Below are 21,947 nucleotides of genomic sequence, written 5' to 3'. Positions count from 1 at the left end.
AGTAATAATAACCAATCTATAACCAATCCATAACCAATATAATAATCAGTACTCAATGTGTCCGCGCGAAGGGCACGCTTGGACAATTGTGAGAGGTATTTTGAAGTGTTCTTTTTACATACATAATTTAATCAATTGAAAATAGAAGGAGTCGACTTAATGGCAGAAAACAACAACAAGCAAGTTTACATACTTTCACTTGAAGCGAACGACATTTACGGCAATATGATTAGAGATAAAGAAATTGATCTTAATTACGTTGGTATGATACCTCATAGTCTTGAGTTGATTAAATTGAAGCAAGAAGGTTTATCAACGATGACTGTTAAAACGAGTGATAAAGAAATTAGCAATGACATAATCAATGTAAAATTCAAACAGAAAGTTAAATCGGGCGACCAGATTATTAAAGCTTGTAAAAGTAAAATGAGAAAGCTAGATAAAAAGATTGCTGAAGCTGAAACAGAAGAAAAGAAAGAAAAGTTGGAAGGATACAAGGAGAAACTAAAGGGATTTATTAAACATATTTCTGAAGAGAAGGAAGATCCTCAAACCTACAAAGAGAAGTGGAAAGAACTTAAGAATGATGAGTTAAGGGAGCATCTTTATGAGAATGGATTCACATTGAAGTTTAAAAATATAAAGACTAATAAAATTGAGGTAATCACTTATAAGGTGTACAAACGATCTAGTTCTAAAAGTAGAACTGGTCAAGTATTAGCAATTCGTGAAGAACTTTATAATGAAATGATAAATTGGTCTAGGATGTACCTACCTTTTCAGGATAATCAACCAATTGATTTAGCTAGTTTGCTTTCTTATGAGTCTCTTGTTGGTTCATCCATAGAAGGGACGATCAAGATAAACCCTGAAAACATTCTTGTTGTAGATGATATCAATAGTGAATTTGATGAGATTTGCAATGTTGTAAGAACCGATAAGAAGACAGGGTTACTAGACAGCTTCAAGGAAAATGTTAAGGTTAGCAACAGTCTATTCGATGGACAATCATTACTTGATGAACAGTATTTTGATCACGCTGGTTCAATGAAGTTGTTACGTCACCATTTCTTTAAATCTGCAGCGTTCAATACTAAGATACAAAAGTTTCTTGAGGATAAATGTCCAGATGATACTCCATATAATGAATGGAAGCTTACAGACATGTTTGGTAATGAGATCCTTGCTAAAGACGTGCATATGATAACAACTCCTTCTAGTCTGAAATGTCTTAAATTCAGTAATGTTTTTGCTGAAGAAGGTGAAAACCTAAAGGACAAAGAAGTTATGAGAAGATTAAATAATGCAATGTTTTCTCATTGGAAGGGCTTAGTAAGCTCAGAAGGTATTATTTTTGGGGTTTGTAAGCATGAAAAGAAATCAAAACATGGAACAGATGAAAAGGGAAATATCCTTCAATCCCTTTCTTATCAAATGGTAAATTGCTTACCGTTAAATAAAGATGATGTTGCTCAATTAGCAGGCTATGAAAAAGAATACATAATGAACCTTAAAGAAAGTGATGAGCATTTTATTGAGCATCTTGAAAAGAACACTAATGAAATGAATAGTCATCAAATGTTAATTGATTTATATAGACGAAATAACGATATTGTACATACAGAAATTTTTAGGGAGTTCCGCTCTAAAGAAATTTATGACTATGGAAAGAAAGTCAAAAGTGGGAAAGTGCGTATTCCTAAAGCAGACTATTGCGTTATGATCGGAAATCCTTATGAAATGTTATTGCATAGCATTGGTAAGTTTAATGTTAAAAATCCTGAGTTATCCCTTCGAGGTAATCAAATATTTACAACAATGTTTGACTTTGGAGTTGATCTAGTTGGCTTCAGAAACCCTAATACTAGCCCTAGTAACGTTCTATTAGCTAAGAATACATATAATAAAGAGATTGAAGAGTATTTTAATTTCAGTAAAAATATTGTTGCCGTAAATGCATGGGAATTTCCTTTGCAGGATACGTTATCCGGTAGTGATTATGACTCTGATACGGTGCTTTTAATTGATAGCGAAAAGTTAAAAATCATTGCTCAAGCGTGTAAAAAGGAATATCGAGTTTGTATTAACAAGTTACAAAGTGAAAAGAAGGAATACAAACTAAATAAACTGAGCATGAGTGAGATTGACAATATATTAGCTAAAAGCTCAAAAAAAATAGGGGATGTTGTTAATTTGGGTCAATTTTGTTTGTCTACATATTGGCATTTGAAATCAAAAGGTCTTAAAGGTAGAAAGTTGGAAAGACTGCTACAGAAGACGGGTGTTTTAACGGTTTTGTCAGGAGTGGCTATCGATTTAAGTAAAAAGTTATATAAAATAAACATACAAGATGAGATCGAACATATTGAAGAGTTACCCGAATTAGCTGAAAGGAAGCCTAAGTTTTGGCAATTCATAAGCGAAAGTAACACAATAGGGAATAGGATTAGCTATTACGATTGCCCGATGGATTATCTTGTCAAAGAATTAAGTTATCTTAAATATGCAACTAAGCGAGAAGATATTGATTTTAGAAGTTTGTTAGTGATACATAAAGTGAAACAAGCAAATCGCCACCAGCAAAAAAAGATTAGAGATAATGTCAAGAAATACAGTAGCGATATAAAAAGTGTGTATAGTAGTATTAATGATGAGGATGAGCGGAACAATCGTATAAAAAATATTGTTAAATATTACAATTTTCATGTAGAAAAACTCCATGTAAAGGAAGATACGATGTGTGCCATCTTAATGCGAATGGTTAAAGATAACAGTGAAGATGCTATAAGATTGCTAAATGTGTTGCATTCAACACAAAAAGAGGTATTCTTGAATGCCTTCAAGCCGAAAAATTCACACCTTTAAAAAATGGAACCTCAAAAAACCTAGTGTTTAAGCTAGATTTTTGAGGTTTTTTTGATTGAAAAAAGTTCCCTATATGGAAAGAGTGGTATGATAGTCTATACGATGTGTAGTACTACTCTTCTTTTTTTGTTAATTAAATAACATTAAACTTACCTCGTAATTATACTGTACTATATATAATTTCAGATGTAAAGCTTTAAGTTGGTTTCCCCCATTTCCATGTAACGATTATAACTTTAGTAAGTATGCCAGCTTACTAAGTCTTTAGAAGAACAGGTTTAGTAACGTCTCCTCCTGTTCTCTTTTTTACGCTTAATAAGTAAAGTTAAAATATAAAATTTACGTTTAAAGGAGGGAGTTGAGTTGAGACTTTCGATTGAAGAGATAGAGGAATTACGTTTCCTAGCGATGAAGAAGGAGATAAAAAATAAAACAATTGCTGATTCATTAGGGATTTCACAAGCAGCAGTATCACAGTTTTTTCGGAATAAAACAAGGCTATCTATTAGCAATGAAAATAAAATTAAAGACATTATTGAGCAAGCGGATCAATTTGTAATGAAACGTGTGAAAGTTAATTAGGCTTCTTGTCGGTATCGGCTGGTTTTATTACAGTGCGCCCCTGCTATCGTCCGACATTAAATAAAACGATGAGCAAACGAATAAATAGAGAGAATCTGCTACGATTTCATTATTTATTCCTCCAAATAATGTTATTTTTATTTTTTATAGCACATGAGAGACAGTGAGCTAGGTCATTTGTATCTAGCTCTGTTCGTGTGTTCCTCGAAACAAAATCCTCTTAGTTTTATAAATTTAAATTTGAGCCGAAAGGATAGATGATGATGAGAAAATCAGACAGAGAATATAAAGTTTCAGCAATGAGTTTTTATGAGCTTGACAGATTATTGTATAAAAAGGTAAATGAAGCAAATAACAATTTATTTGGCGGTATATTCCCTTTTATAAGTAGGCTAATGGATGAAAATGAGAAGATCTTAGAAGAATTGGATTACATAAAGGCATATATTCAAAACTCAGATAAGCCTCTTGTCGCACCTGTGAGCATTGAAGTTGATGCTACTGAAAAGGTTAAACAACCTAGAGGGACATCTCCAGAAGAAGTCTACGAAGAGCCGAGCGCTGAAGAGCTTGAAGCTGTTAAACGATATTTAGATAAGACTGAAAAAGAGCAGAAGAGATTTAAAAAGAAGTACACACCGAAGTTGAGAGTTAAGGAGTTGGGATAATGAATAAGAAATACTTGTATCTTGTTACTCCTAAACATTTAGATACTGTTGATGACGTTCGTTTATTTGTGGCTGAAAATGAAGAGCGATGTATTGAAGAAGTAGCTAAGATTGAAAGTGTTAATGAATCTTTTAGAGAAAATTATGAGCCAATCAAAGGTAATTATTATCAAATAGCACTTGCAGAAATCAAAAATGGTGAATGGTTGAAATTAGAAATTAGGAAAGTAGCTGAGATAGATGGAACAGAAGAATTTACAGTCCTTCATTAATTATTGTAGTCGTTGTATGTGCATTACTGATAATTGTGATAAATGCAATGAGGGAATCAAACGAATTTTAATAAACATACAAAGTGGAGCAAGGGAGAGAGATTGAATAATGAGCTACAAGTGTAACGTATGTAACTTAAAGATTACAGATGATGAATTATATGACTGGGAATGTGGTCAATGTAGTGGTTTGGATGATTGGAAATCACTAGATAAAGTGAAAACCCTAACATTGAGTCAAGGTCAAAAAGAACAATTCCTTGAAAGCTTAGAGGTATTTGCCAATTTAATTGATAAAATGGAGCGATTAAAGGAAGAAGAACGAGAAGCGATAAGGGGTATTTTGAATGGTGAATAAAGAGAGTTATTCAGTATTGAAAGCTAGTGCCTTCGAAGAGTTAGCTGAAGAGCTTGAGAAGGATCAATTGTTAAGCGATGAAGATAGAATAAATATTCTTGATTACTGGTATGCCCAGTGTAATGATGAAGAATTTGAAGATGATGATGATTGAGCTAAGTGATTAGCTTTTTTCTTTTTGGACTTTTAGCTCAGTTGGTCAGAGCAGTCGCCTCATAAGCGATAGGTCACAGGTTCGAATCCTGTAAAGTCCACTTAATAATAGTATGAATCAAACTAAGGAGCTGTTATAAATGAGAATTGGAATAGGTTATTTGGGTAGTGAGCGACTAGAAACAAGTACAGCAAATCAAGAGGTAATACCAGAGCGTAAGCGTTTATACAAATTTAGCTTCTTGAATAGAGCAGATACACAAGTGATGATTAATGGTAAGGAATTAATTTTCTTGCAGGCTAATCAAGGATTTAATATGGATGAGGAAGACCAACCATTACAGAGCTTTGTAGTAGTAGATGAGGGTATAGAGTTTAACTGGATTGGAGCATATTTATAATGCTGTTAACGTTTCAGGTATTGTTGTTTATATTTATGATATTGTTCGGTTTAGGTGCAATTGGTGAGACCGATAAGGATAGACGAATTAACTTTACAGCTATTACTATAGCTAGTATTGGTGCTATGTGTTTTGGTTTTTGGGTAGGGTGAGCGTTTGGACAATATGTAGGAAAGTTATTAATAAGGAGATGATTGTATGAGATATAAGATAATTATGGACAGTGGCAAAGAATACATAGTAAACAATATTGAGAGTCATTCAGGACTTTTGAAGAGCTTCTATAATGAAAATGGTGTGCCTATGGGTGGGAAAGTTAGAGTGTTGAAGAATACCTTTTTATTCTTAGATGAAGAGGAAACCATTATGATTAATCCGAGTCATATTTCATCTATTGAAGTTGTAGGAGAATAAGTAATTAGGATTATAAGTTATTTTGTGGTAAACTTTTCCATAAGGTTTTTGGAAAGGGATGAATAACTTGGAGTATAAAACGGTAAAATTGAACCCTGTAGAGAGTAAGAAGTCATTTAGAGACCTTGAATTTGAGTTAAATGATCACACTAAAGGTGGTTGGAGATTGCATAGCTTTATTCCTCAAATTAATGAGGGAAATACAGATGTTAATATTGCTATTTTTGAAAGAGATGATAGTTAGAAAATCGGCATCCGTTTGGGGTGCTTTTTTATATGGAAGGAATTAAACATGAGTGAATATAAGAATATGTCAGATTTATTTGAACAACAGATTAGAGAGTTAGTAAGGATTCATGATAGCTCTGATGAAGAGGGAAAGAAGATAGTGATGAGGAGTTTGTTTAGGATGATTGATAAGAAGATGGATAAGCGGATAGGTGAGGAAAAATGAAGAAAAGGGTAATTGAGGTTACTCCTTTTCTGTGCTGTAGCATTGGTCATGGATGTTACTAAGAAAGTTTTCAATCTTATCTAGAAATTTCTCACAAGCTTCTGGATCTAATTTAATTCTGTCGTTTTCGATACGAATCGATTCAACTTTACGAATTGCTGGAGGGATTTTATCATTCTGACTAATATTTTCCCCATCATTGTGAGCGAGTGAATTTCTTATTGATTGATAAGATTTTAGTATTTCCCAGTCTGTTTGAGGGATATTGATACCTATTACTTTTGTTAAGTATGTTCTGGATTTATCTATTCCTTTACCATTAATATCGCTATATTTAACTAGAGACTTATTAGACTTGTCCTGTTTCTGACAAATATTAAGAAGTGTCTTTTCAAGGAATGAGTATATGGTATTAAATAAAGATTTACGGTGCGTTTGAGAATAAACAAATCTATGGTTGTACCAATCATCAGAATAAAAAGTCTCAAATTCTTCATATTCTTCTGGTGATAATTTTTTAGCTTCATCTGCAAACCATTGAGACTTTTTTGATAAGTGAGTTTCAATTAGTTCTGCGTATTCTTTATATTGTTCTATAGGATAGTAAATGGTGAGCTTTTTATCCATTTGTCTATTAGTCATAATAACGTATGAAGACATTCAATCACCTCAGTACAATTATAGCATGAATTGATTTGAGTTTAAGATAAATATAGGGCAAATAGGTTCTCGATTTTACACAATATAGGGGGTGAGGGTATGTTAAAAGATAATCAATTAAAAGCTATCAGAATGTATTATGAAGGTATGCACACTGTACAACAGATTGCTGAGGAGTGTGGCTATGCTGATCGTAAATCAATTTATAATCTTTTGAAGAAACCGGAGGCACAAGAATACATAGATTCTTTAGCAACTGAATCATTACATGATGCTCTTAATACATTTAAGGTATCAAGTAAGAAACTGTCTAAAGAACTTGTTAAAATGGCAAATGGTGAGATTAAGGATAACAAAACAGTCTATGCACGTTTACAAGCTATTCAGTCAATCTTGGAGAAGGCTGGGCTTAACAGTAAGACTTTAATCATTGAAGATAAGAAAAGCAATGACGAAGATTACAATGAGCTTATGGATATGTTGAAGGATAAGAAGGAAGAAGAGTAATATTTTTTTGTTCTTATCGGTGTCATAACTTAAAGGTATTGACACTGACAATTCAGTGTAGTAGTATCAGTATATACAAAGGTGTCATTACTTAGTGTCATAAATATATGCTGATAAGGCGGTGCTTTAAATGAAATATGGTTACGCAAGAGTATCAACAGTTGGTCAAGATTTAGAATCGCAGATCAATTCTTTAAAGAATGAAGGTTGTGAAATTATCTATGATGAAAAGTTTACTGGTACTAAATCAGATAGACCACAATTTCAGGAGTTGCTTTCTAAATTAAGTAAAGGTGATACTCTTGTTGTAACTAAATTAGACCGCTTTGCACGTTCCACAGTAGATGCTATTCAAACAGTTAAAAGGTTATTTGAAAAGGGTGTAAAGGTTCATGTGCTTAATATGGGGCTAGTGGAAGATACACCAACAGGTAGACTTATCTTTAACATTATGAGTTCATTTGCTGAGTTTGAGCGTGATATGATAGTGGAACGTACACAAGAAGGTAAGGCTATTGCTAAGCAGCGTGAGGACTTCAGAGAAGGAAGACCAAACAAGTATAGTAAGAAGCAAATAGAGCACGCTCTAGAGCTATTAGAAACTAACTCTTATAAGCAAGTAGAAGAAAGAACAGGAATTAGTAAAAGTACATTAATTAGAGCCAAGAAGAAGGCGGTCACAGATAAGTGATGGCTTTTCTTTTTGTTCAAATTAATAGAGGTAGGGGTATTCTATTCTTGAGTCAAATATCCCTGCAACAGTCACATTAAGAAAATTTGTGGTATTTTCTACCCTTAAAAATTGGAGGTGAACGCTTGAGCACATTAAGCACAAATGAAAAACAACTTCTTCTCACATATCTTCAAAAACATTTCTCTCCTTCTGAAATAGAACAACTCCTCATTTCACACAAAAATAATCTCATTGGTCAGAATGGTTTACGGAAAAAGCTCGCACAAATAGATGCTGAGTACTTTGCATTAGCTTACTTTCCTAAAGTGTTCTGGAGAGAATTTGGTGAGTTTCAACGTGAACTATTATTAGAGTTAGATGATCTTCTCCATAAAGAAGGACAACGTTTAATCTACGCAGTCCCACGTAATCACGGAAAATCCACTATAGTTTCCTTCCTTACACCTCTTCATTTAATCCTTTTCAAGCGTATTCGATTCATTTTATTACTTTCTGCTTCAGATGATTTAGCAGTAGCATTAATGAATGATATTAAGGCTGAGGTAACTTCTAATGAAGCAATTATTGAAGACTTTGGAGAATTAAAGTCTAGTGAAAAGTGGTCAGCGCAAGAGATATGGCTAAAGAATGATTCATGTATCATGGCTAGAGGTATCCTTGGAACTCTCAGGGGGATCAAATGGAAAGGTCTTAGACCACAGCTTTGTCTTTGTGATGATATGGTTACTGATGGAATGGTTGAATCTGAATCTAAGAATGAAAAGGTTAAAAACTTATTCAAAGAATCGGTTCTTAATTTAGGTGATTCTTATTCTAACTATCTCCTAGTAGGGACAACTTTATCAGAAGATGATTTAATTTCAGACATTCTTGATCCTGATACTACTGGTTGGAAAAAGGTTAGAAAGCAAGCGGTCATTACTTTTAGTGATGCGTTAGATTTATGGAGCCATTGGGAATCACTCTATACAAATAGGGAAGATGAGGATAGGGAAGAAACAGCTTTTTCTTATTTCAATGAGCATAAAGAGGAAATGTTAAAAGGTACTCAAGTTTTATGGAATGAACGTTGGACTTACTATGACTTAATGAAAAAGAAAATAGATGATGGTGAGATATCATTTTGGAAAGAGTTAATGAATCAACCTAAATCTGCAGGTGAATACATATTCCAAAAGATTCAATATTGGAAGTCTCTACCTGAGTTAAATGAATTAGATATTGTTATGTATATAGATCCAGCCATTAAAGCTGGTAAAAGGAATGACTTTAGCGCAATAACCATTCTTGGAGAACATACGAAAACGAAACAAAAATATATTCTTGATGGTTCTATGCACAAAGTCTTACCTGATGAACTATTCAAAATAGCAGCGAAGAAAATACATACGTTTCCTGTTGATCGTATTGGATTTGAAACGATTCAAGCACAGTCATACATGAAACAAAAATTTGAAGAAGCGCTATGGAAGGAAAGTTTGTACCTTCCTATTATTGGTGTGCATTCAAAAGGAAAGAAAGAATCTAGAATTGAATCATTACAGCCGGAAGTGAACTCAGGTGACATTCTTTTCAATTCTGATAATCATACGTACAACACTCAAATAAAGGATTATTCTTCTAAATCCAAATTTGATGATTGTCCAGATAGCTTATTTGGTGCTGTTCAGATGCTAAAAGGGAATAAACGCATTCAAACGATAGATAGAAAAATGTTAGGAATATAGGAGGTTAGGCATTGGTTACAAGCAATCAAATTAAAGAAGCTATTAAGAAGCATAAGCTTGAATTACCCAGGTATCAAAAGTTATTTGATTATTATATAGGCAAGCATAAAATCTTGTCACGGAAATTGCCGGACAAACATAAGCCGAACAATAAGGTAGTTACACTTTATCCAAAGAAGATTATCAATACCATGTTAGGCTATTTTGCTTCTATGCCATTAGCTTATGTATCACAATCAGGAAATCAAAATTTCTTGAATGACATAAAGATGATTAATTATCTTAATAATGAAGAAGATACAAACGCTGAAATCATTAAGACTTTCTCGATATACGGTAAATGCTATGAGCTTTACTTTATTGATAGGAATGGAAACATACGATTTAATCATTACAGTCCACTTGAAATGTACATTGAAAGAGATAGTAAAAATAATATTCTCTTTGGTTTACGTTATTGGGAATTGAAAAAAGATGATAATTCAAAGGAAATAAAGGTAGAAGTATATGATGAAAATGGAATATATCACTTTATTTCTAGTGATGGTGGGAATACATACGTTTCAGATAATAATGAAAATGATCTTGAGCATTATTTTGGTGAAGTGCCAATTACGATTTACCTAAATAATGAAGAAGAACAAGGCGATTTTGAGGAAATTATTACTCAAGTAGATGCAATAAACACTTTACTTTCAGATGCGATTAATAGCAATGAAAGTTTTGTAAATGCGTATTTAATCTTAGCAGGGTATAAAGCCACAGAAAAAGAAGATATTGAGAAAATGAAACAAGATGGAGTTCTTTTGTTAGATGACGTTGGGCAAGCCAAGTTTTTAACGAAAGATGCTAATGCAGAGTTTCAAAATAATTTATACGAAACACTTGATCATTTAATTCATGAGCAATCAGATACTCCTCGTTTAACATCTTCTAAATTCTCCAGTAATTTGTCAGGTCAGGCACTTAAATTTCACCTTTTCGGACTCGAAACTAAAAGTAGTATGAAAGAACGTAAGATGGAGAAAGCACTTAGAAAGCGTATTCGCATGATTGTTACTATGTTAAATAAACAAGGTAAGGATTATGAGCCTTCAGACATTTCGTTCAAGTTTTCGAGGGATATTCCTGCAGATGAAGCAGCAATCACAGATCAAATTGCTAAATTAGTAAATATAGTCCCCCTAGAAACGCTCCTTAGTTGGCATCCAAAAATCCAAGAACCTTCGCTTGAAATTAAGAAACTCAAAAATGGACTTGATTCTACTGGATTAGATGCAGATTTAAGAAATCGTAACCAACAAATATTAGGTAGTAACAATGGCGCTGAATGATGATTTATTAAAAATCCTAGAAGAGTTATTGGAGCAATCTGATAATGATTATGATGTTGTCTTAAATCAGTATAAAGGTAGTAAAGAGAAGGTCAAACAACTACTTGCTTCATTATATATGGACTATGCAGAGGATGGAGTGATTGACTATAACCAAGTCTATCTTACTGGTGTTATGTCTCAATTTGAAGAGCAACTTGATCAAGAATTAAATACTATTTCAACTTTTGAAGTTGTTACTATTACAGCTATTCTAGGTGCAGCGTTCACTGAATCGTATTATAGAAGTGCTTACACTCTAGAGCAAAATATAGGTGTTGGTATTAATTTTGAACGAGAAAATCAATCTGTTCTTGATAGTTTTATTAATCAAGATTGGTCAGGTGCGCACTTCTCCGAGCGTATTTGGAGAAATCAGCAAGCATTAAAAGAGGCTTTATCTACTAACCTTGAAAGGGGAATTAGAGAAGGTCATAAGCTAGAAAAGATTGCAAAAGTGTTTGATGAGCAGTTTGATAGCAAGGCTTATCAGTCTCAAAGGTTAGTACGTACTGAAACAGCGCATATAATCACTGAATCAAGAGAAAAGGTCTATGAAGAGAATGGAATTCAACAGGTTCAATGGTTGGCTACTCTTGAAGCTAATACATGTGCTGATTGTGCCGACTTAGATGGGCAAATCTTTGATCTTAATGATTCAATTCGTCCTGTTGTTCCGTATCATCCAAATTGTAAATGCGATATTGTCCCAGTTATTGAAGGTGGTACAAATATCAGAAGAGACAATGAAACAAGGGAAAACATTCCTTATCAAACGTATGAGGAATGGGCAAAAGCTAATCAATTTGGTTAGCTTTTTTATTATGTCTTTTTTCATGTTGCAGACGTAAAAGAACAGCGTGAAAAACAAAAATGTTGCACTTTATGGCTTCGGACATAAAGGGTAGGAGGCTAATTATGACATTAGAAGAAATTAAGAAGTTTTTAGAAGAAAACAAAGATCAAGAAGAAGTGAAAGCATACCTTGAGGGGTTATCTCAAGTAACACCTGAGGGAGTAACAACTTTTCTTGATACAGAGGATGGGAAGAAGCTTTTACAACCACGTTTAGATAGTTACTTTAGTCGTGGATTGGAATCATGGAAAAGCAACAACCTTGAAAAAATTATTACTGATGAGTTAACTAAGCGAACTAGTAATAAAGATGATAAAGATTTGAGATATGAAGAATTAGAACGAAAATTTCAAAAGTTAGAACAGGATAAATTACGTGAGACTCTTCGTAATTCAGCTTTTAAATTTGCTTCAGACAATTCATTGCCTACGGATCTTATAGACTATTTTATCAAAATAGAAAGTGAAGATGATGAAAAAGGTACAAAGAGTAAAGAGGCAACAGAGGCTAACTTGGCAAGTTTAAAAGATGTTTGGTCTAGTCATCTTCAAACAGTTGTGAATGAGAAATTAAAGTCTAATGGTTTTACTCCAAAAGATGGAGATAAACCAACAACAATTACTCGTGAACAACTTCAATCAATGTCAGTAGAAGAAATTAGCAAGCTTGATCAATCATTAGTTGATGAAGCATTAGCACAATAATAATTGTCTTTCGGGCTAGACGTTAAATAAGCACTATACATAAATTAGAAAAGGTAAAGGTGATATTAATATGTCAGTACAATCATTTATTCCAGCAGTATGGGACTCTCGTTTATTAGCAAATTATACAAAGGCTTCAGTAGCGGAGGTTATTACTACTCCACCAGTACGAATTGAAGGTAATAAAATTATATTTAACCGTATTGGAGCTTCGGAACTTAAAGATTATGAAGGTTCTATTGATTGGAATTCAGTAAGTACAACTCCTGTTGAACTACACATGGATCAAAAGAAATACTTTGCTATTACTTGTGATGACGTGGATGCGGTTCAAGCAAAAGGGGATGTGTTAAGCGCTTATACAGAACAAGAAGCGGATAATGCAAAAGAAAAAATTGATACATTTGTTCTCGGTCTATACACTGGTGCTCATGAAGATAATGTTATTGGAAGTGATGCTGAACCGGTCGCACTAGATAAACTTAATGTTTATGACAAGATTGTTGATCTTGGTACTAAGCTTTCAAAAAAGAAAGTACCTAAAGCTAATCGCTTTGTCATTATTGAATCAGAAGTGTTGGGACTATTATCCAAAGATGATCGTTTCACAAAGAATCCTACTGTTCTTGAAAATGGTGTAGTTGAAGGGCAGAAGATAAACGGCATGCAAGTTGTTGTATCTGAAGAATTGCCAAATACTAACGGTAAGTTAAAAATTATGGCACTAAATAAGCAAGCTATTGGTTATGGTAAGCAGATTGAGAAGACAGAGGCAATGCGCTTAGAAAATAGCTTTGCTGATGGTGTTCGTGGTTTATTTGTATACGGTGCTGAAGTAATTCGTCCAGAAGCTTTAGCGGTTCTTACGGCTACTATTACTAATCAATAATCAAATACATGAGGGATAGGGCTTTGCTCTATCTCTTTTTTAATAGTAAGGAGTGATGTAATTGAAATTTAAAAATAAACTAACTGGTCTCGTTTGGGAAGTAGTAGATCCTGATCATATTAAGCGTTGTAAAAAAGATGCTAATTATGAAGAGGTAAGGGAAGTTAAGTCTACAAGCAAAGCAGCAACTACTAAGCGAGTTACTAAAACGAAGCCTAAGGAATAGGGGGTTAAATTATGCCTTCTATAGCTAATATAAAAGCCCTGTTAGACTTAAAAGATAATGATAATAGTGAAGATAATGTTCTTCTGATCTATCTAACAAGGGCTACTAATCATGTCTTAACGTATTGTAATGTAAAAGAGCTAAATTCTTCCCTTGAGGAATTAGCTGAGGATATTGCAGTTTTCAACTATCGAAATAAAGGTGTTGAAAATATTGTTTCAGAAGGTAAGGGTAGTTTAAGTGAATCTTATAGAGATGATCTTCCTCCTGATATTATTCGTAGATTAAATGAAAATAGAAGGATGAGATTTGTATGAGACTTACTAAAACTTTGTATATCGTTACTGAAGAAAATGGTCAAGTAATTGATTATGATCCTTTTGGTCGTCCAATCTATGGTGATCCTGAAACAATTAAGTCTCCATTTAAGGGTGAAGTTGAACCATATTCTAATACTTTAGCAGAACGTACTTATGGTGTGTTTGTTGAAGTTACAAATCGTGTATTCTGTAAACCAAATGAGGATTTGAAAATTCTTTCAGATATTGAGTATCTAGAGGAGTCTTATAAGGTTACTGAAATTATGAAATATGATAAGCATTATGAAGTCCTTATTAGAAAGGGGGCTAACTAATGAAAAACTTAAAATTTCAGCAAGCTATTAAAGACGTAAGAAGCAAACGTGAAAAGGTAGCTAATGAGATTGGTATGTTGATGGAACGTGAAAGTAAGATGAGAGCACCAGTTGGTGAGACTGGTCATCTTAGGAGAAGCACAGGTTCAGAAGTTAAACATAATGAAGACTCTTCAGATGTTGAAGTTGGTACTAATAATGTTGAATATGCTGAAGTTGTACATGAGGGCAGTGTTGTTCGTAATATTACTGGACAACCATACATACGTGATGCAATTGAGCAGAATCAAAGCAATATGCAACAGATTATTGCTAAGGGGATGAGTCCCAAATGAATATTACCTTCTTTCAGTATCTAACTTCTGATGAAAAACTTAGTGAGTTGCTTGATCATTATCCTTTTGAGTATAAGTTAAAGATCTTCTTCGGTCGACCTCAAGCATTTAGTAAGGAGCAACTAAATGAAAAAGGAAGTTTTATTGATTATCCTTACATTGTCTATAACGTTGTACCTTTATCTCAAAGGGAAGTAGCAAATGAGCATAGAGTACAAGTTACGCTTGTGACAGCCGATGAGCAACAATTAAACGATATTACTAGTCGATTAATTGAGCTACTTGATTTCAAAAAGAAAGTTAATGATCGTCCATCTAACATAGTAAACAATCAAATAATTTTAAACTCCCAGCTTATGACAGGTGGGTCTTTTTTGTTTCATGAAAATGAAAAAGTGTTTGAACAAAATCAATATTACTTAATTACACTGAAAGGATGACTAATTAATGTCAGATAATACAAATAATAATTCAATTCTTTTTGGAGCGGGAGAGCTTTTTATCCTCCCTGAAAGTGTTGATATTGACGAAAGTACAGATGAAGAAATTGAAGCAGATATGCTTAAAATAGGGGAAAGTTCTGGTGAATCAACGTTAAATTATACTCAAAACTGGTACGATGTAAATGGGGGGAAACTTAACCAAACAATAGCTAGTTTTGTGACTTCGGAAGAAGTTCTTTTTAACGCTGGTGTTTGTACGCTAGATTTAAAAGTATTGAACGAAATTTCATCCACTTACTATAGTGAGGATGCAACAAAGCGTACTCTTGGTATTGGTGGTAAACTTACCGTGCCAGCAAAACAACTCCTATTCGTACATACTAAGCGACAAGATGGGAAGAAACTGAAGCTAAAAATGTATAAGGCGCAAAATAGATCAGGACTTCAATTTACATTTAATCCTGAGTCTGAATCAGTCTTTACTTTTGAGTTTAGATTACTTGCTGATCCAAACCGTAAAGACGGTAACATTGTAAAAATTGTAGAAGAAATCTAAGGAGGGGAAACCCTTCTTTTTTATTTATGAAAAACAATCATAAGGAGTGTATTTTATGTCAAATATTATTGATCTTTCATTACTAACACAAGAACCACTTATTTTAAAATTTGCTGAGGACAATCAATTTACTATACCACCTGAGCCTAGTGTACATCTTGTAAATCAACTTTTAGATTTTGAAGACAAGGCTTTAAAAGCCAAAACGAATAAAGCACAGTTTGGATCGTTCGTAAAAATGGTTACTTTGATTTTAAGTCAGGATGAGTCTAAAGACGTAACAGAGGAATTTGTTGAGAAAAATGTTAGTGTTTCTCAAATGAGACGTATTGTACAAATTTATCAATCTAAAGTAGTTGAAAATGCTGAATCAAAAAACTAAAAGTGCCGTATCTTCCTTCAGATAAAGGGGATACGGCTTCTTTTAATGATGAGTATGAATTGTTCAGCGACTTCGCTCTATTAGCCTCTTACTACAACTTCTCTCATGAATACATCCTACAAATGCCTCACAGTCATTTTCTCGCATATATCAAACAATGCCATGTTAAAGAGTTAAAGAAGTCAGAAGAAGGTAGAGAGTATTTAGACAAAGCACGTAGATATATGAATCCAAGAAAAGATGCTGATCTATCTGCTATTAGAGCAATCACAGGTTACACCACTTCAAAAACTGGAGGAGGTGATAACTAATGAGTACATATAATTTAGGGGAATATCAAGCAAAAATTTCTGTTGATAGTTCTTCACTTGAAAAAGGGTTAGCTAATGCAGAAAAAGAGACAGAAAAAAAAGGTTCTAAGATGGGGAAAGTCCTTGGAGGTCTAGCTCTTGGGGCGGTAGCTTCTTTAGGTGCAGCGCTAGTTGGTATAGGTACGGCTTCATTTAATGCTGGTCAAGAGTTTCAAAAAGCTTCAGGCATAATCAGGAAAGGCACAGGGGCTACAGGTGATGCGCTGAGTGATCTAGAGGATAGCTTTAAAAATGTTTTTAAAGAAGTACCTCAAGATGCAGAGGAAGTTGCTACAGCTCTTGCAGACTTAAATACTCGTACTGGTGAAACTGGTGGAGTATTAGAAGATCTATCAAAGAGCTATCTTGATTTATCTCGTATTTCTGGTGAAGCTTCTAGTCAACTTATTGAAAGTGGTAGTCGTGGTTTTGAAGCTTGGGGCATTGGTGCTGAAGAGTCTATGGACAAGATGGATCTCTTATGGAATGTCGCTCAAACAACAGGCGCTGGTGTGGGAGACCTCATGTCTCAAATGGATAAGCATGGTGCTACTATGCGTACAGCAGGATTAGGGTACGATGAAGCAGCTACTTTGATGGGGAATCTTGAGGCTAAGGGTTATGATGCTGATAAAGCTATGTCAGCTTTCTCAAAAGGAATAGCTAATATTGCTAAGGATGGTAAAGACCCAGCAGAAGTATTGCCACAGATAATTGATGAGATAGAAAACATGGAAGATGCTGGGGAAGCTACAGCTAAAGCCATGGAGGTATTTGGGGCTAAAGCAGGACCTGAAATGGCTGAAATGATTCAATCAGGAGCTTTTTCTATTGAAGAATTACAGGAAACACTTGCTAACTCTTCTGAAACCATTGAAAAAGCTGGAGAAGATACTCTAACGCTTGGTGAGCGTTTTCAAATCATGAAAAATAATGCAATGGTTGGACTTATGCCTATTGGTGAAGCCATGATAAACCTTGCTGAAAAGATACTTCCTAAGCTTCAAGATGCAATGAATACAGTATTTGAATTTATAGGAAGAATTATTGATTGGGCAAAGACAAAGTTCGAAGAAATGCGCTCGAATTCAGATGGTTCCTTTTCTGGTATGAGAGACACGATCGAATCTATCATGCAGACTATAAGTGAGATAACACAAACAGTATTAGAGATTGTATCTGATTTATGGGATAAGTATGGTAGCGCAATTCTCTCGTACATTCAAAATACAATGAAAAATGCCCAAACTGTGATTCAGGGAGTATTATCCGTTATTCAAGGAATTGTTCAGACGGTGCTAGGAATTTTACAAGGGGATTGGAATAAAGCCTTCGAGGGTATAAAGAAAATTACCAGTGGAGTGATGTCGGTATTAGAAGGCATAATTAAACAAGCCATGAACGTATTGAAAACACTTATTTCTGTTGCTCTATCGTCTATTCAAAAGACTTTTTCTGATATTTGGAATGCTATCTCTTCAAGTGTATCAACGATAACTTCAGGTATTAGTGATACTGTCCGAAGTACCTTTAATACTATGAAAGAGCGAGTGTCTGATATTTTCGAAAACATTTATTCTACAGCGAAAAGAATCTTCAATAACATCAAAGAAGCAATTATAACACCGGTAGAAGCAGCAAGAGAGGCAGTTCAAACAGCAATAGATAGGATAAAGTCTGCTTTTGATTTTGAATGGTCTTTGCCTGAGCTTAAAATACCAAAAGTATCTGTAGATATGAAGAAGAATAGCTGGGGTGTACCATATCCTTCATTTGACGTACAATGGCATAAAAATGGTGGTTTCTTTGATGAGCCAACTATAGCGGGACTCGGTGAAGCGGGAAAAGAGGCAATCGTTCCTCTCGTTGGTAGACAAATGGATCCATTTGCAGATGCAGTTTATCAAAGGTTAGCTGAAAGAATTGAAGGGAATAACGTTAGTAATACGAATAATTCAACCTCAAATAATAATACATATCATTTTAACATTGAAATGCACAACACGATTCACAGCTCAGATAAACAAGGTGCAGATCAAGTTATAGACCGCATGGTAAATAAAATTAAGAGTAAAGGTGGCTACTTTGGTTCTAAGTAGTCTATTGGCTTATTCATTGGGAAATTCCAGTGGGTAAGCCTTTTTTGTTTAAGGAGGAGGTGATATTATGACAGAAGCATGGAAGTTAGACCAGTATCATTACGTGATTTATACGGAGAGTAAAGATGTTATGAATCGTATTAAGCGCTATTATGATGATTTTCACTTGATGGCTACATATGAGAAGGATGGTAAGGTAATTGCTCTTCAGTATAAATTACCGATTGCGAGAAAACGAGTTGCACAGCGTTTAGCACGTATATAATTTCATGTACCATATTACAGAAAATTTGGACTTGTGAGTTAGGGAAGTGTTTACCCTTGTATTTATACTTGAAGATTATTTTCGTTGCTAATATGACCTATAAAGTGGAGAATCGAACCAAATACACATGTTTTTTTGAGGGTTTACCTTGCTAGTTACTTTGAGTAGCTATTGAGGTAAACCCTTTTTTCTTTTAACGACTAATTACAATATGGTGTTATATATTTCTAGTAAAATAGTTCTACTTTATATAGGGTTATGGTAAAATTTTCATATATTGCTAATTGAAGGAGTGGTTCTTTTGGAATACAAAAATAAAGGTGCAATATTGGTGAAAAGGAAGATGTTTTTGAAACTACATACTTTGTTACTTGCTTTACTCATGATTGCTGGATGTAGTAACACAAGTGATAAAAGGGTCTCAGAGTTAAGTTCCTATGAATACGAAAATGTAAGCGCAAATGAAGTTGATCTATTTTCACAATTAGAATTTAAAAATGTAACTGTTAGTAAAAATAGTATAAACGGTTGGTATGAAATGACTGGTGAAATAACAAATAAACATAGTAAAAAAATTATGGGTTATGCTCAAGTTGCTTTATATGACAATAGTGGAGGCATAGTAGATTCTACATTAATACCAATTCCAGGAAGTGGTGGATTAAACCCCAATGAAAAAGGGATTTTCAAGAAGTCTATAACACAATTGGACTTTGCTAATTATGAATTTTTTGATTCAACACTTGTAGAAAATTAGTATGAGAGGGGGAATTTACTTGTCTAAAAGAAGCATCTTAATAGTAATTGTGTTCTTGATGTTGTTGTCGGCATGTGGGGTGTCTGCTGGTGAGAAGCCTACAGATGTTAGAGGTGAGATTTGGACTGTTTCCTCGGAATCCTACCGAGCGCTTGAAGATTTCATTTCAGGGGAATCTGAATTTCCAAGTGAAGAGGCACAACAACAGTTTCAAGAACTTTATGTTAAGTATCTAGGTTCAGATGACTTAACAGAAAAAGAAGTAGCTATCTTAGAAAACTTAGCGGATATATTTATTATGATTAACACATACAAAGAAAGCAGTGTTAACAATTATCAAATTGAGGAAATATTTTTAAGCATTGAAAATAAAAGAGAAGAGCTAGAGAAAATCTTCAATTGACACCTATTCCTTATAGGTGTTTTTTATTGTTCAATTTCTTTAGAAAGGAGTGATATTTCAAGTGAAAGTCTATCTAATAGAAATCATGTCAGAAAATCAGCTATTTTGTTGAAACTTGCCTCTTTTTAGCTATTATTAAGAAAAGGAGGCATGTCCTATGAAAAAAGAATTAGAAAATCTAATTAATGAATTTGAAATGAAATTAAAAAGACCTCAATCTCTTTTAGAGGTCTTTTTAATTTCTAATTAAGACTGAACCGGAAAATTCATCTGAATCCGATACTCTTCAATATCTCCAGTAAATCCTTCTTGCTTCTACCTGTCCATTGCATTAACTCTTCAATTGTAGGATTTCTCCCTTTGGTAATCTGTAAGTTTTGTATGATTTGTTTCACTTTGCGTTCTATGTCATTCATTTAAATCTCCATTTATATTTCGTTTTCAATCTTCCTTAATACACCATTTAGATCCCTATATATACGCTTTCCGGAGAACCTTAATACTTTCCATCCGTGTTTACGCAAAAAAGCATTCTTACGCCTATCATGGGCTTTCTGCGCTGGAGAACTATGATAGGCTTTACCATCGCATTCAATAGCTAATTTAGATCCGATTAAAGCCAAATCAATTCTGTATTTACCACAAGGTACTTGAGTTCTAACAACATAACCATTATTGACCAATGCATTATATAGACGTCTTTCAATTGGAGACTCGCATTTAGAGTATTCATTAGCAGTGGTATCAGGCTTATCATTTCTTGTATCTATAAGGTGCTTTATGAAAATAACAATCGTGAAAATAATTAGAGAAGAGAAGACAATATATTCAATCATTTTTAATCACCGATATATATTATCTCCAAATAAAAAAGCGTTAACCCTATATAGGTAACGCACTACAAATCAAAGAAGTCTTCAGTTTTAGCATTAGGTTCGATTTCTCTTATGGCTTTCATTACTTTCTTTATTGTATTTGTACTTGGCATATATTCGGGGTCAGAACAAATGCGACTTGCAGTATTTCTTCCTATGTTAGCTGCCTTACATAATTGTTCCTGTGTAAAACCATGTTCATCTATAAATTTACCTATCTTAGATCTTTTCTTATTCAATCCCCACATTTTAACAACTCCTTAAGCTAAATAATTAGACAAGTAGTTAATTAAATCCTCCTATTAATCTTGAATAGGTTTCGCCATTTGAGGAGAAAATATTTTATGAAATGGTGAAACGTGTACAAGCAATGTGAATAGAATTTAACAAAAGCAACTACAAAAGTAGATTTAATCTAGTCCACTAGATATAGCTATTAAATCAGCAAAAGTAATTACTTTTATTGCTACAACAGAAGTAGATACAAAAGTAATATTTTGTCCAATAGGCTTTGTAGCAAGTTTTGTAGATTTGTTAATAGAACGAAGTGGAGGGGAGGAAGGAAAGGGGAGCGCAAGGGGAAGGAAGGAGGGGTAAAAGCAACAATGTTGACTGTGAGGTCTAACTTATTAGTTTGCCCAAATTAGAAATGGTTATACATCATTTTCGAAAAAATTTATGGGAATTTTAGGAGGCTAACATGAGTGAACAGCAAAGAATAAATTTCCGTGATTTTATGGATGGCTCGTTCAAAGAGAAGAAGAAAACAGTTGGGTTAACATTGTTCTCTGTTTTACCAGCTTCAACAATATTTAGTCCTTCTTCAATGTTAAATCCACCTGAACCAATTGCTCAGGCTTATGGGTTGATCTTTATTGTCGGTGGAGTGTTGATTGGTGTCGCTTTATTAGAGCGATTACTTATTATGGAGCGTAAGCAGGAATTAGCAAAAGATATCGTTGGCTATGTAAAGATAGCTTTACCATGGGTGTTAGTTGGTGGATTGATCCTCTTTGTGTTGACAAATCCGTTAATTTGAGGTGAT

35 protein-coding genes and 1 tRNA gene are annotated in these 21,947 nt (G+C 33.9%); 32 read left to right on the top strand and 4 right to left on the bottom strand.

Features of this window, described 5'->3' with window-relative positions; genetic code table 11:
• The first annotated feature begins 159 nt into the window (after window positions 1-159).
• The 12 genes from BkAM31D_RS12465 (at window position 160) to BkAM31D_RS23590 (ending at window position 6,167) form a co-directional block, all read left to right on the top strand.
• Entirely contained in the window at window positions 160-2,865 is a 2,706-nt protein-coding gene (locus BkAM31D_RS12465; RefSeq protein ID WP_066149662.1) for a hypothetical protein, read from the top strand.
• A gap of 363 nt (window positions 2,866-3,228) precedes the next feature.
• Window positions 3,229-3,447 carry a hypothetical protein gene (locus tag BkAM31D_RS12460; RefSeq protein ID WP_066149659.1) on the top strand — a complete coding sequence of 73 codons (219 nt, stop codon included), beginning with the start codon at window positions 3,229-3,231 and terminating at the stop codon, window positions 3,445-3,447.
• A gap of 257 nt (window positions 3,448-3,704) precedes the next feature.
• On the top strand, window positions 3,705-4,115 hold the full coding sequence (locus tag BkAM31D_RS12455) for a hypothetical protein (protein ID WP_157108286.1): 411 nt from the start codon (window positions 3,705-3,707) through the stop codon (window positions 4,113-4,115).
• Entirely contained in the window at window positions 4,115-4,387 is a 273-nt protein-coding gene (locus tag BkAM31D_RS12450; RefSeq protein ID WP_066149653.1) for a hypothetical protein, read from the top strand. The genes BkAM31D_RS12455 and BkAM31D_RS12450 overlap by 1 nt, the downstream gene beginning before the upstream one ends.
• 109 nt (window positions 4,388-4,496) lie before the next feature.
• Window positions 4,497-4,745, top strand: a complete 249-nt coding sequence (locus tag BkAM31D_RS12445) for a hypothetical protein (RefSeq protein WP_066149650.1) — start codon at window positions 4,497-4,499, stop codon at window positions 4,743-4,745.
• On the top strand, window positions 4,735-4,899 hold the full coding sequence (locus tag BkAM31D_RS23600) for a hypothetical protein (RefSeq protein ID WP_157076741.1): 165 nt from the start codon (window positions 4,735-4,737) through the stop codon (window positions 4,897-4,899). The genes BkAM31D_RS12445 and BkAM31D_RS23600 overlap by 11 nt, the downstream gene beginning before the upstream one ends.
• Before the next feature lie 26 nt (window positions 4,900-4,925).
• Window positions 4,926-4,999: transfer RNA gene (locus tag BkAM31D_RS12440), tRNA-Ile, on the top strand.
• A 39-nt stretch (window positions 5,000-5,038) separates the two neighbouring features.
• Complete coding sequence (locus BkAM31D_RS12435; protein ID WP_066149646.1) at window positions 5,039-5,299, top strand: hypothetical protein; 261 nt, start codon at window positions 5,039-5,041, stop codon at window positions 5,297-5,299.
• Window positions 5,299-5,451: a hypothetical protein gene (locus tag BkAM31D_RS23595; protein WP_157076740.1), complete on the top strand. Its 153-nt coding sequence runs from the start codon at window positions 5,299-5,301 to the stop codon at window positions 5,449-5,451. Before BkAM31D_RS12435 ends, BkAM31D_RS23595 begins: the two co-directional genes overlap by 1 nt.
• 46 nt (window positions 5,452-5,497) lie before the next feature.
• Entirely contained in the window at window positions 5,498-5,713 is a 216-nt protein-coding gene (locus tag BkAM31D_RS12430) for a hypothetical protein (protein ID WP_066149643.1), read from the top strand.
• Between the two features lie 67 nt (window positions 5,714-5,780).
• Window positions 5,781-5,957 carry a DUF4177 domain-containing protein gene (locus BkAM31D_RS12425; protein WP_169801074.1) on the top strand — a complete coding sequence of 59 codons (177 nt, stop codon included), beginning with the start codon at window positions 5,781-5,783 and terminating at the stop codon, window positions 5,955-5,957.
• Between the two features lie 48 nt (window positions 5,958-6,005).
• Window positions 6,006-6,167 carry a hypothetical protein gene (locus BkAM31D_RS23590; RefSeq protein WP_157076739.1) on the top strand — a complete coding sequence of 54 codons (162 nt, stop codon included), beginning with the start codon at window positions 6,006-6,008 and terminating at the stop codon, window positions 6,165-6,167.
• 18 nt (window positions 6,168-6,185) lie between these two features.
• Here BkAM31D_RS23590 and BkAM31D_RS12420 read toward each other — a convergent pair whose 3' ends face one another.
• Window positions 6,186-6,827 carry a hypothetical protein gene (locus BkAM31D_RS12420; protein WP_066149640.1) on the bottom strand — a complete coding sequence of 214 codons (642 nt, stop codon included), beginning with the start codon at window positions 6,825-6,827 and terminating at the stop codon, window positions 6,186-6,188.
• Window positions 6,828-6,926: 99 nt separating this feature from the next.
• Here BkAM31D_RS12420 and BkAM31D_RS12415 point away from each other — a divergent pair, with 99 nt between their 5' ends.
• The 19 genes from BkAM31D_RS12415 to BkAM31D_RS12330 all read left to right on the top strand — a co-directional run bounded on the left by BkAM31D_RS12415 (window position 6,927) and on the right by BkAM31D_RS12330 (window position 20,027).
• Window positions 6,927-7,334 carry a helix-turn-helix domain-containing protein gene (locus BkAM31D_RS12415; RefSeq protein ID WP_066149636.1) on the top strand — a complete coding sequence of 136 codons (408 nt, stop codon included), beginning with the start codon at window positions 6,927-6,929 and terminating at the stop codon, window positions 7,332-7,334.
• 130 nt (window positions 7,335-7,464) lie between these two features.
• Window positions 7,465-8,025, top strand: a complete 561-nt coding sequence (locus BkAM31D_RS12410) for a recombinase family protein (protein ID WP_066149633.1) — start codon at window positions 7,465-7,467, stop codon at window positions 8,023-8,025.
• Between the two features lie 125 nt (window positions 8,026-8,150).
• A complete protein-coding gene (gene terL / locus BkAM31D_RS12405) occupies window positions 8,151-9,755 on the top strand; it encodes a phage terminase large subunit (RefSeq protein WP_084371959.1) in 1,605 nt (534 codons plus the stop codon).
• A gap of 11 nt (window positions 9,756-9,766) precedes the next feature.
• Window positions 9,767-11,089 carry a phage portal protein gene (locus BkAM31D_RS12400; RefSeq protein ID WP_066149631.1) on the top strand — a complete coding sequence of 441 codons (1,323 nt, stop codon included), beginning with the start codon at window positions 9,767-9,769 and terminating at the stop codon, window positions 11,087-11,089.
• Complete coding sequence (locus tag BkAM31D_RS12395; RefSeq protein ID WP_066149627.1) at window positions 11,076-11,942, top strand: minor capsid protein; 867 nt, start codon at window positions 11,076-11,078, stop codon at window positions 11,940-11,942. The genes BkAM31D_RS12400 and BkAM31D_RS12395 overlap by 14 nt, the downstream gene beginning before the upstream one ends.
• Before the next feature lie 104 nt (window positions 11,943-12,046).
• Window positions 12,047-12,688: a DUF4355 domain-containing protein gene (locus tag BkAM31D_RS12390; RefSeq protein ID WP_066149624.1), complete on the top strand. Its 642-nt coding sequence runs from the start codon at window positions 12,047-12,049 to the stop codon at window positions 12,686-12,688.
• Window positions 12,689-12,758: 70 nt separating this feature from the next.
• Entirely contained in the window at window positions 12,759-13,577 is an 819-nt protein-coding gene (locus BkAM31D_RS12385) for a phage major capsid protein (protein WP_066149622.1), read from the top strand.
• Between the two features lie 61 nt (window positions 13,578-13,638).
• Complete coding sequence (locus BkAM31D_RS23955; protein WP_169801072.1) at window positions 13,639-13,803, top strand: hypothetical protein; 165 nt, start codon at window positions 13,639-13,641, stop codon at window positions 13,801-13,803.
• Between the two features lie 11 nt (window positions 13,804-13,814).
• Window positions 13,815-14,120 carry a phage head-tail connector protein gene (locus tag BkAM31D_RS12380; RefSeq protein WP_066149619.1) on the top strand — a complete coding sequence of 102 codons (306 nt, stop codon included), beginning with the start codon at window positions 13,815-13,817 and terminating at the stop codon, window positions 14,118-14,120.
• Window positions 14,117-14,437 (top strand): hypothetical protein, encoded by a 321-nt coding sequence (locus BkAM31D_RS12375; protein ID WP_066149617.1) that lies wholly within the window; start codon window positions 14,117-14,119, stop codon window positions 14,435-14,437. Before BkAM31D_RS12380 ends, BkAM31D_RS12375 begins: the two co-directional genes overlap by 4 nt.
• Complete coding sequence (locus BkAM31D_RS12370; RefSeq protein WP_066149614.1) at window positions 14,437-14,772, top strand: HK97 gp10 family phage protein; 336 nt, start codon at window positions 14,437-14,439, stop codon at window positions 14,770-14,772. Before BkAM31D_RS12375 ends, BkAM31D_RS12370 begins: the two co-directional genes overlap by 1 nt.
• Entirely contained in the window at window positions 14,769-15,212 is a 444-nt protein-coding gene (locus BkAM31D_RS12365) for a hypothetical protein (RefSeq protein ID WP_066149611.1), read from the top strand. Before BkAM31D_RS12370 ends, BkAM31D_RS12365 begins: the two co-directional genes overlap by 4 nt.
• Window positions 15,213-15,219: 7 nt before the next feature.
• A complete protein-coding gene (locus BkAM31D_RS12360; protein ID WP_066149609.1) occupies window positions 15,220-15,771 on the top strand; it encodes a hypothetical protein in 552 nt (183 codons plus the stop codon).
• Between the two features lie 55 nt (window positions 15,772-15,826).
• Complete coding sequence (locus BkAM31D_RS12355) at window positions 15,827-16,153, top strand: hypothetical protein (RefSeq protein ID WP_066149607.1); 327 nt, start codon at window positions 15,827-15,829, stop codon at window positions 16,151-16,153.
• 59 nt (window positions 16,154-16,212) lie between these two features.
• Window positions 16,213-16,464: a hypothetical protein gene (locus BkAM31D_RS12350; protein WP_157076738.1), complete on the top strand. Its 252-nt coding sequence runs from the start codon at window positions 16,213-16,215 to the stop codon at window positions 16,462-16,464.
• Complete coding sequence (locus tag BkAM31D_RS12345) at window positions 16,464-18,602, top strand: phage tail tape measure protein (protein ID WP_066149601.1); 2,139 nt, start codon at window positions 16,464-16,466, stop codon at window positions 18,600-18,602. The genes BkAM31D_RS12350 and BkAM31D_RS12345 overlap by 1 nt, the downstream gene beginning before the upstream one ends.
• 67 nt (window positions 18,603-18,669) lie before the next feature.
• Complete coding sequence (locus tag BkAM31D_RS12340; RefSeq protein WP_066149598.1) at window positions 18,670-18,867, top strand: hypothetical protein; 198 nt, start codon at window positions 18,670-18,672, stop codon at window positions 18,865-18,867.
• 301 nt (window positions 18,868-19,168) lie between these two features.
• Window positions 19,169-19,624 (top strand): hypothetical protein, encoded by a 456-nt coding sequence (locus tag BkAM31D_RS12335; protein WP_066149595.1) that lies wholly within the window; start codon window positions 19,169-19,171, stop codon window positions 19,622-19,624.
• A gap of 19 nt (window positions 19,625-19,643) precedes the next feature.
• A complete protein-coding gene (locus tag BkAM31D_RS12330) occupies window positions 19,644-20,027 on the top strand; it encodes a hypothetical protein (protein WP_066149592.1) in 384 nt (127 codons plus the stop codon).
• 266 nt (window positions 20,028-20,293) lie between these two features.
• On the opposite strand, the gene BkAM31D_RS23585 is transcribed toward BkAM31D_RS12330, so the two are convergent.
• The 3 genes from BkAM31D_RS23585 to BkAM31D_RS12320 form a co-directional block, all read right to left on the bottom strand.
• Window positions 20,294-20,443, bottom strand: coding sequence for a hypothetical protein (locus BkAM31D_RS23585; RefSeq protein WP_157076737.1), 150 nt, complete (start codon window positions 20,441-20,443; stop codon window positions 20,294-20,296).
• A 12-nt stretch (window positions 20,444-20,455) separates the two neighbouring features.
• On the bottom strand, window positions 20,456-20,863 hold the full coding sequence (locus tag BkAM31D_RS12325; RefSeq protein ID WP_066149589.1) for an endonuclease domain-containing protein: 408 nt from the start codon (window positions 20,861-20,863) through the stop codon (window positions 20,456-20,458).
• Window positions 20,864-20,925: 62 nt separating this feature from the next.
• Entirely contained in the window at window positions 20,926-21,150 is a 225-nt protein-coding gene (locus tag BkAM31D_RS12320) for a helix-turn-helix domain-containing protein (protein ID WP_066149585.1), read from the bottom strand.
• Between the two features lie 452 nt (window positions 21,151-21,602).
• On the opposite strand from BkAM31D_RS12320, the gene BkAM31D_RS12315 reads away from it, so the two are divergent.
• Window positions 21,603-21,941 carry a hypothetical protein gene (locus tag BkAM31D_RS12315; protein ID WP_066149582.1) on the top strand — a complete coding sequence of 113 codons (339 nt, stop codon included), beginning with the start codon at window positions 21,603-21,605 and terminating at the stop codon, window positions 21,939-21,941.
• The last annotated feature ends 6 nt before the right edge of the window (window positions 21,942-21,947 follow it).

Source organism: Halalkalibacter krulwichiae (assembly GCF_002109385.1).
In the GTDB taxonomy this organism is placed as follows: domain Bacteria; phylum Bacillota; class Bacilli; order Bacillales; family Bacillaceae_D; genus Halalkalibacter; species Halalkalibacter krulwichiae.
This window is presented reverse-complemented; position numbering and strand designations above follow the sequence as displayed.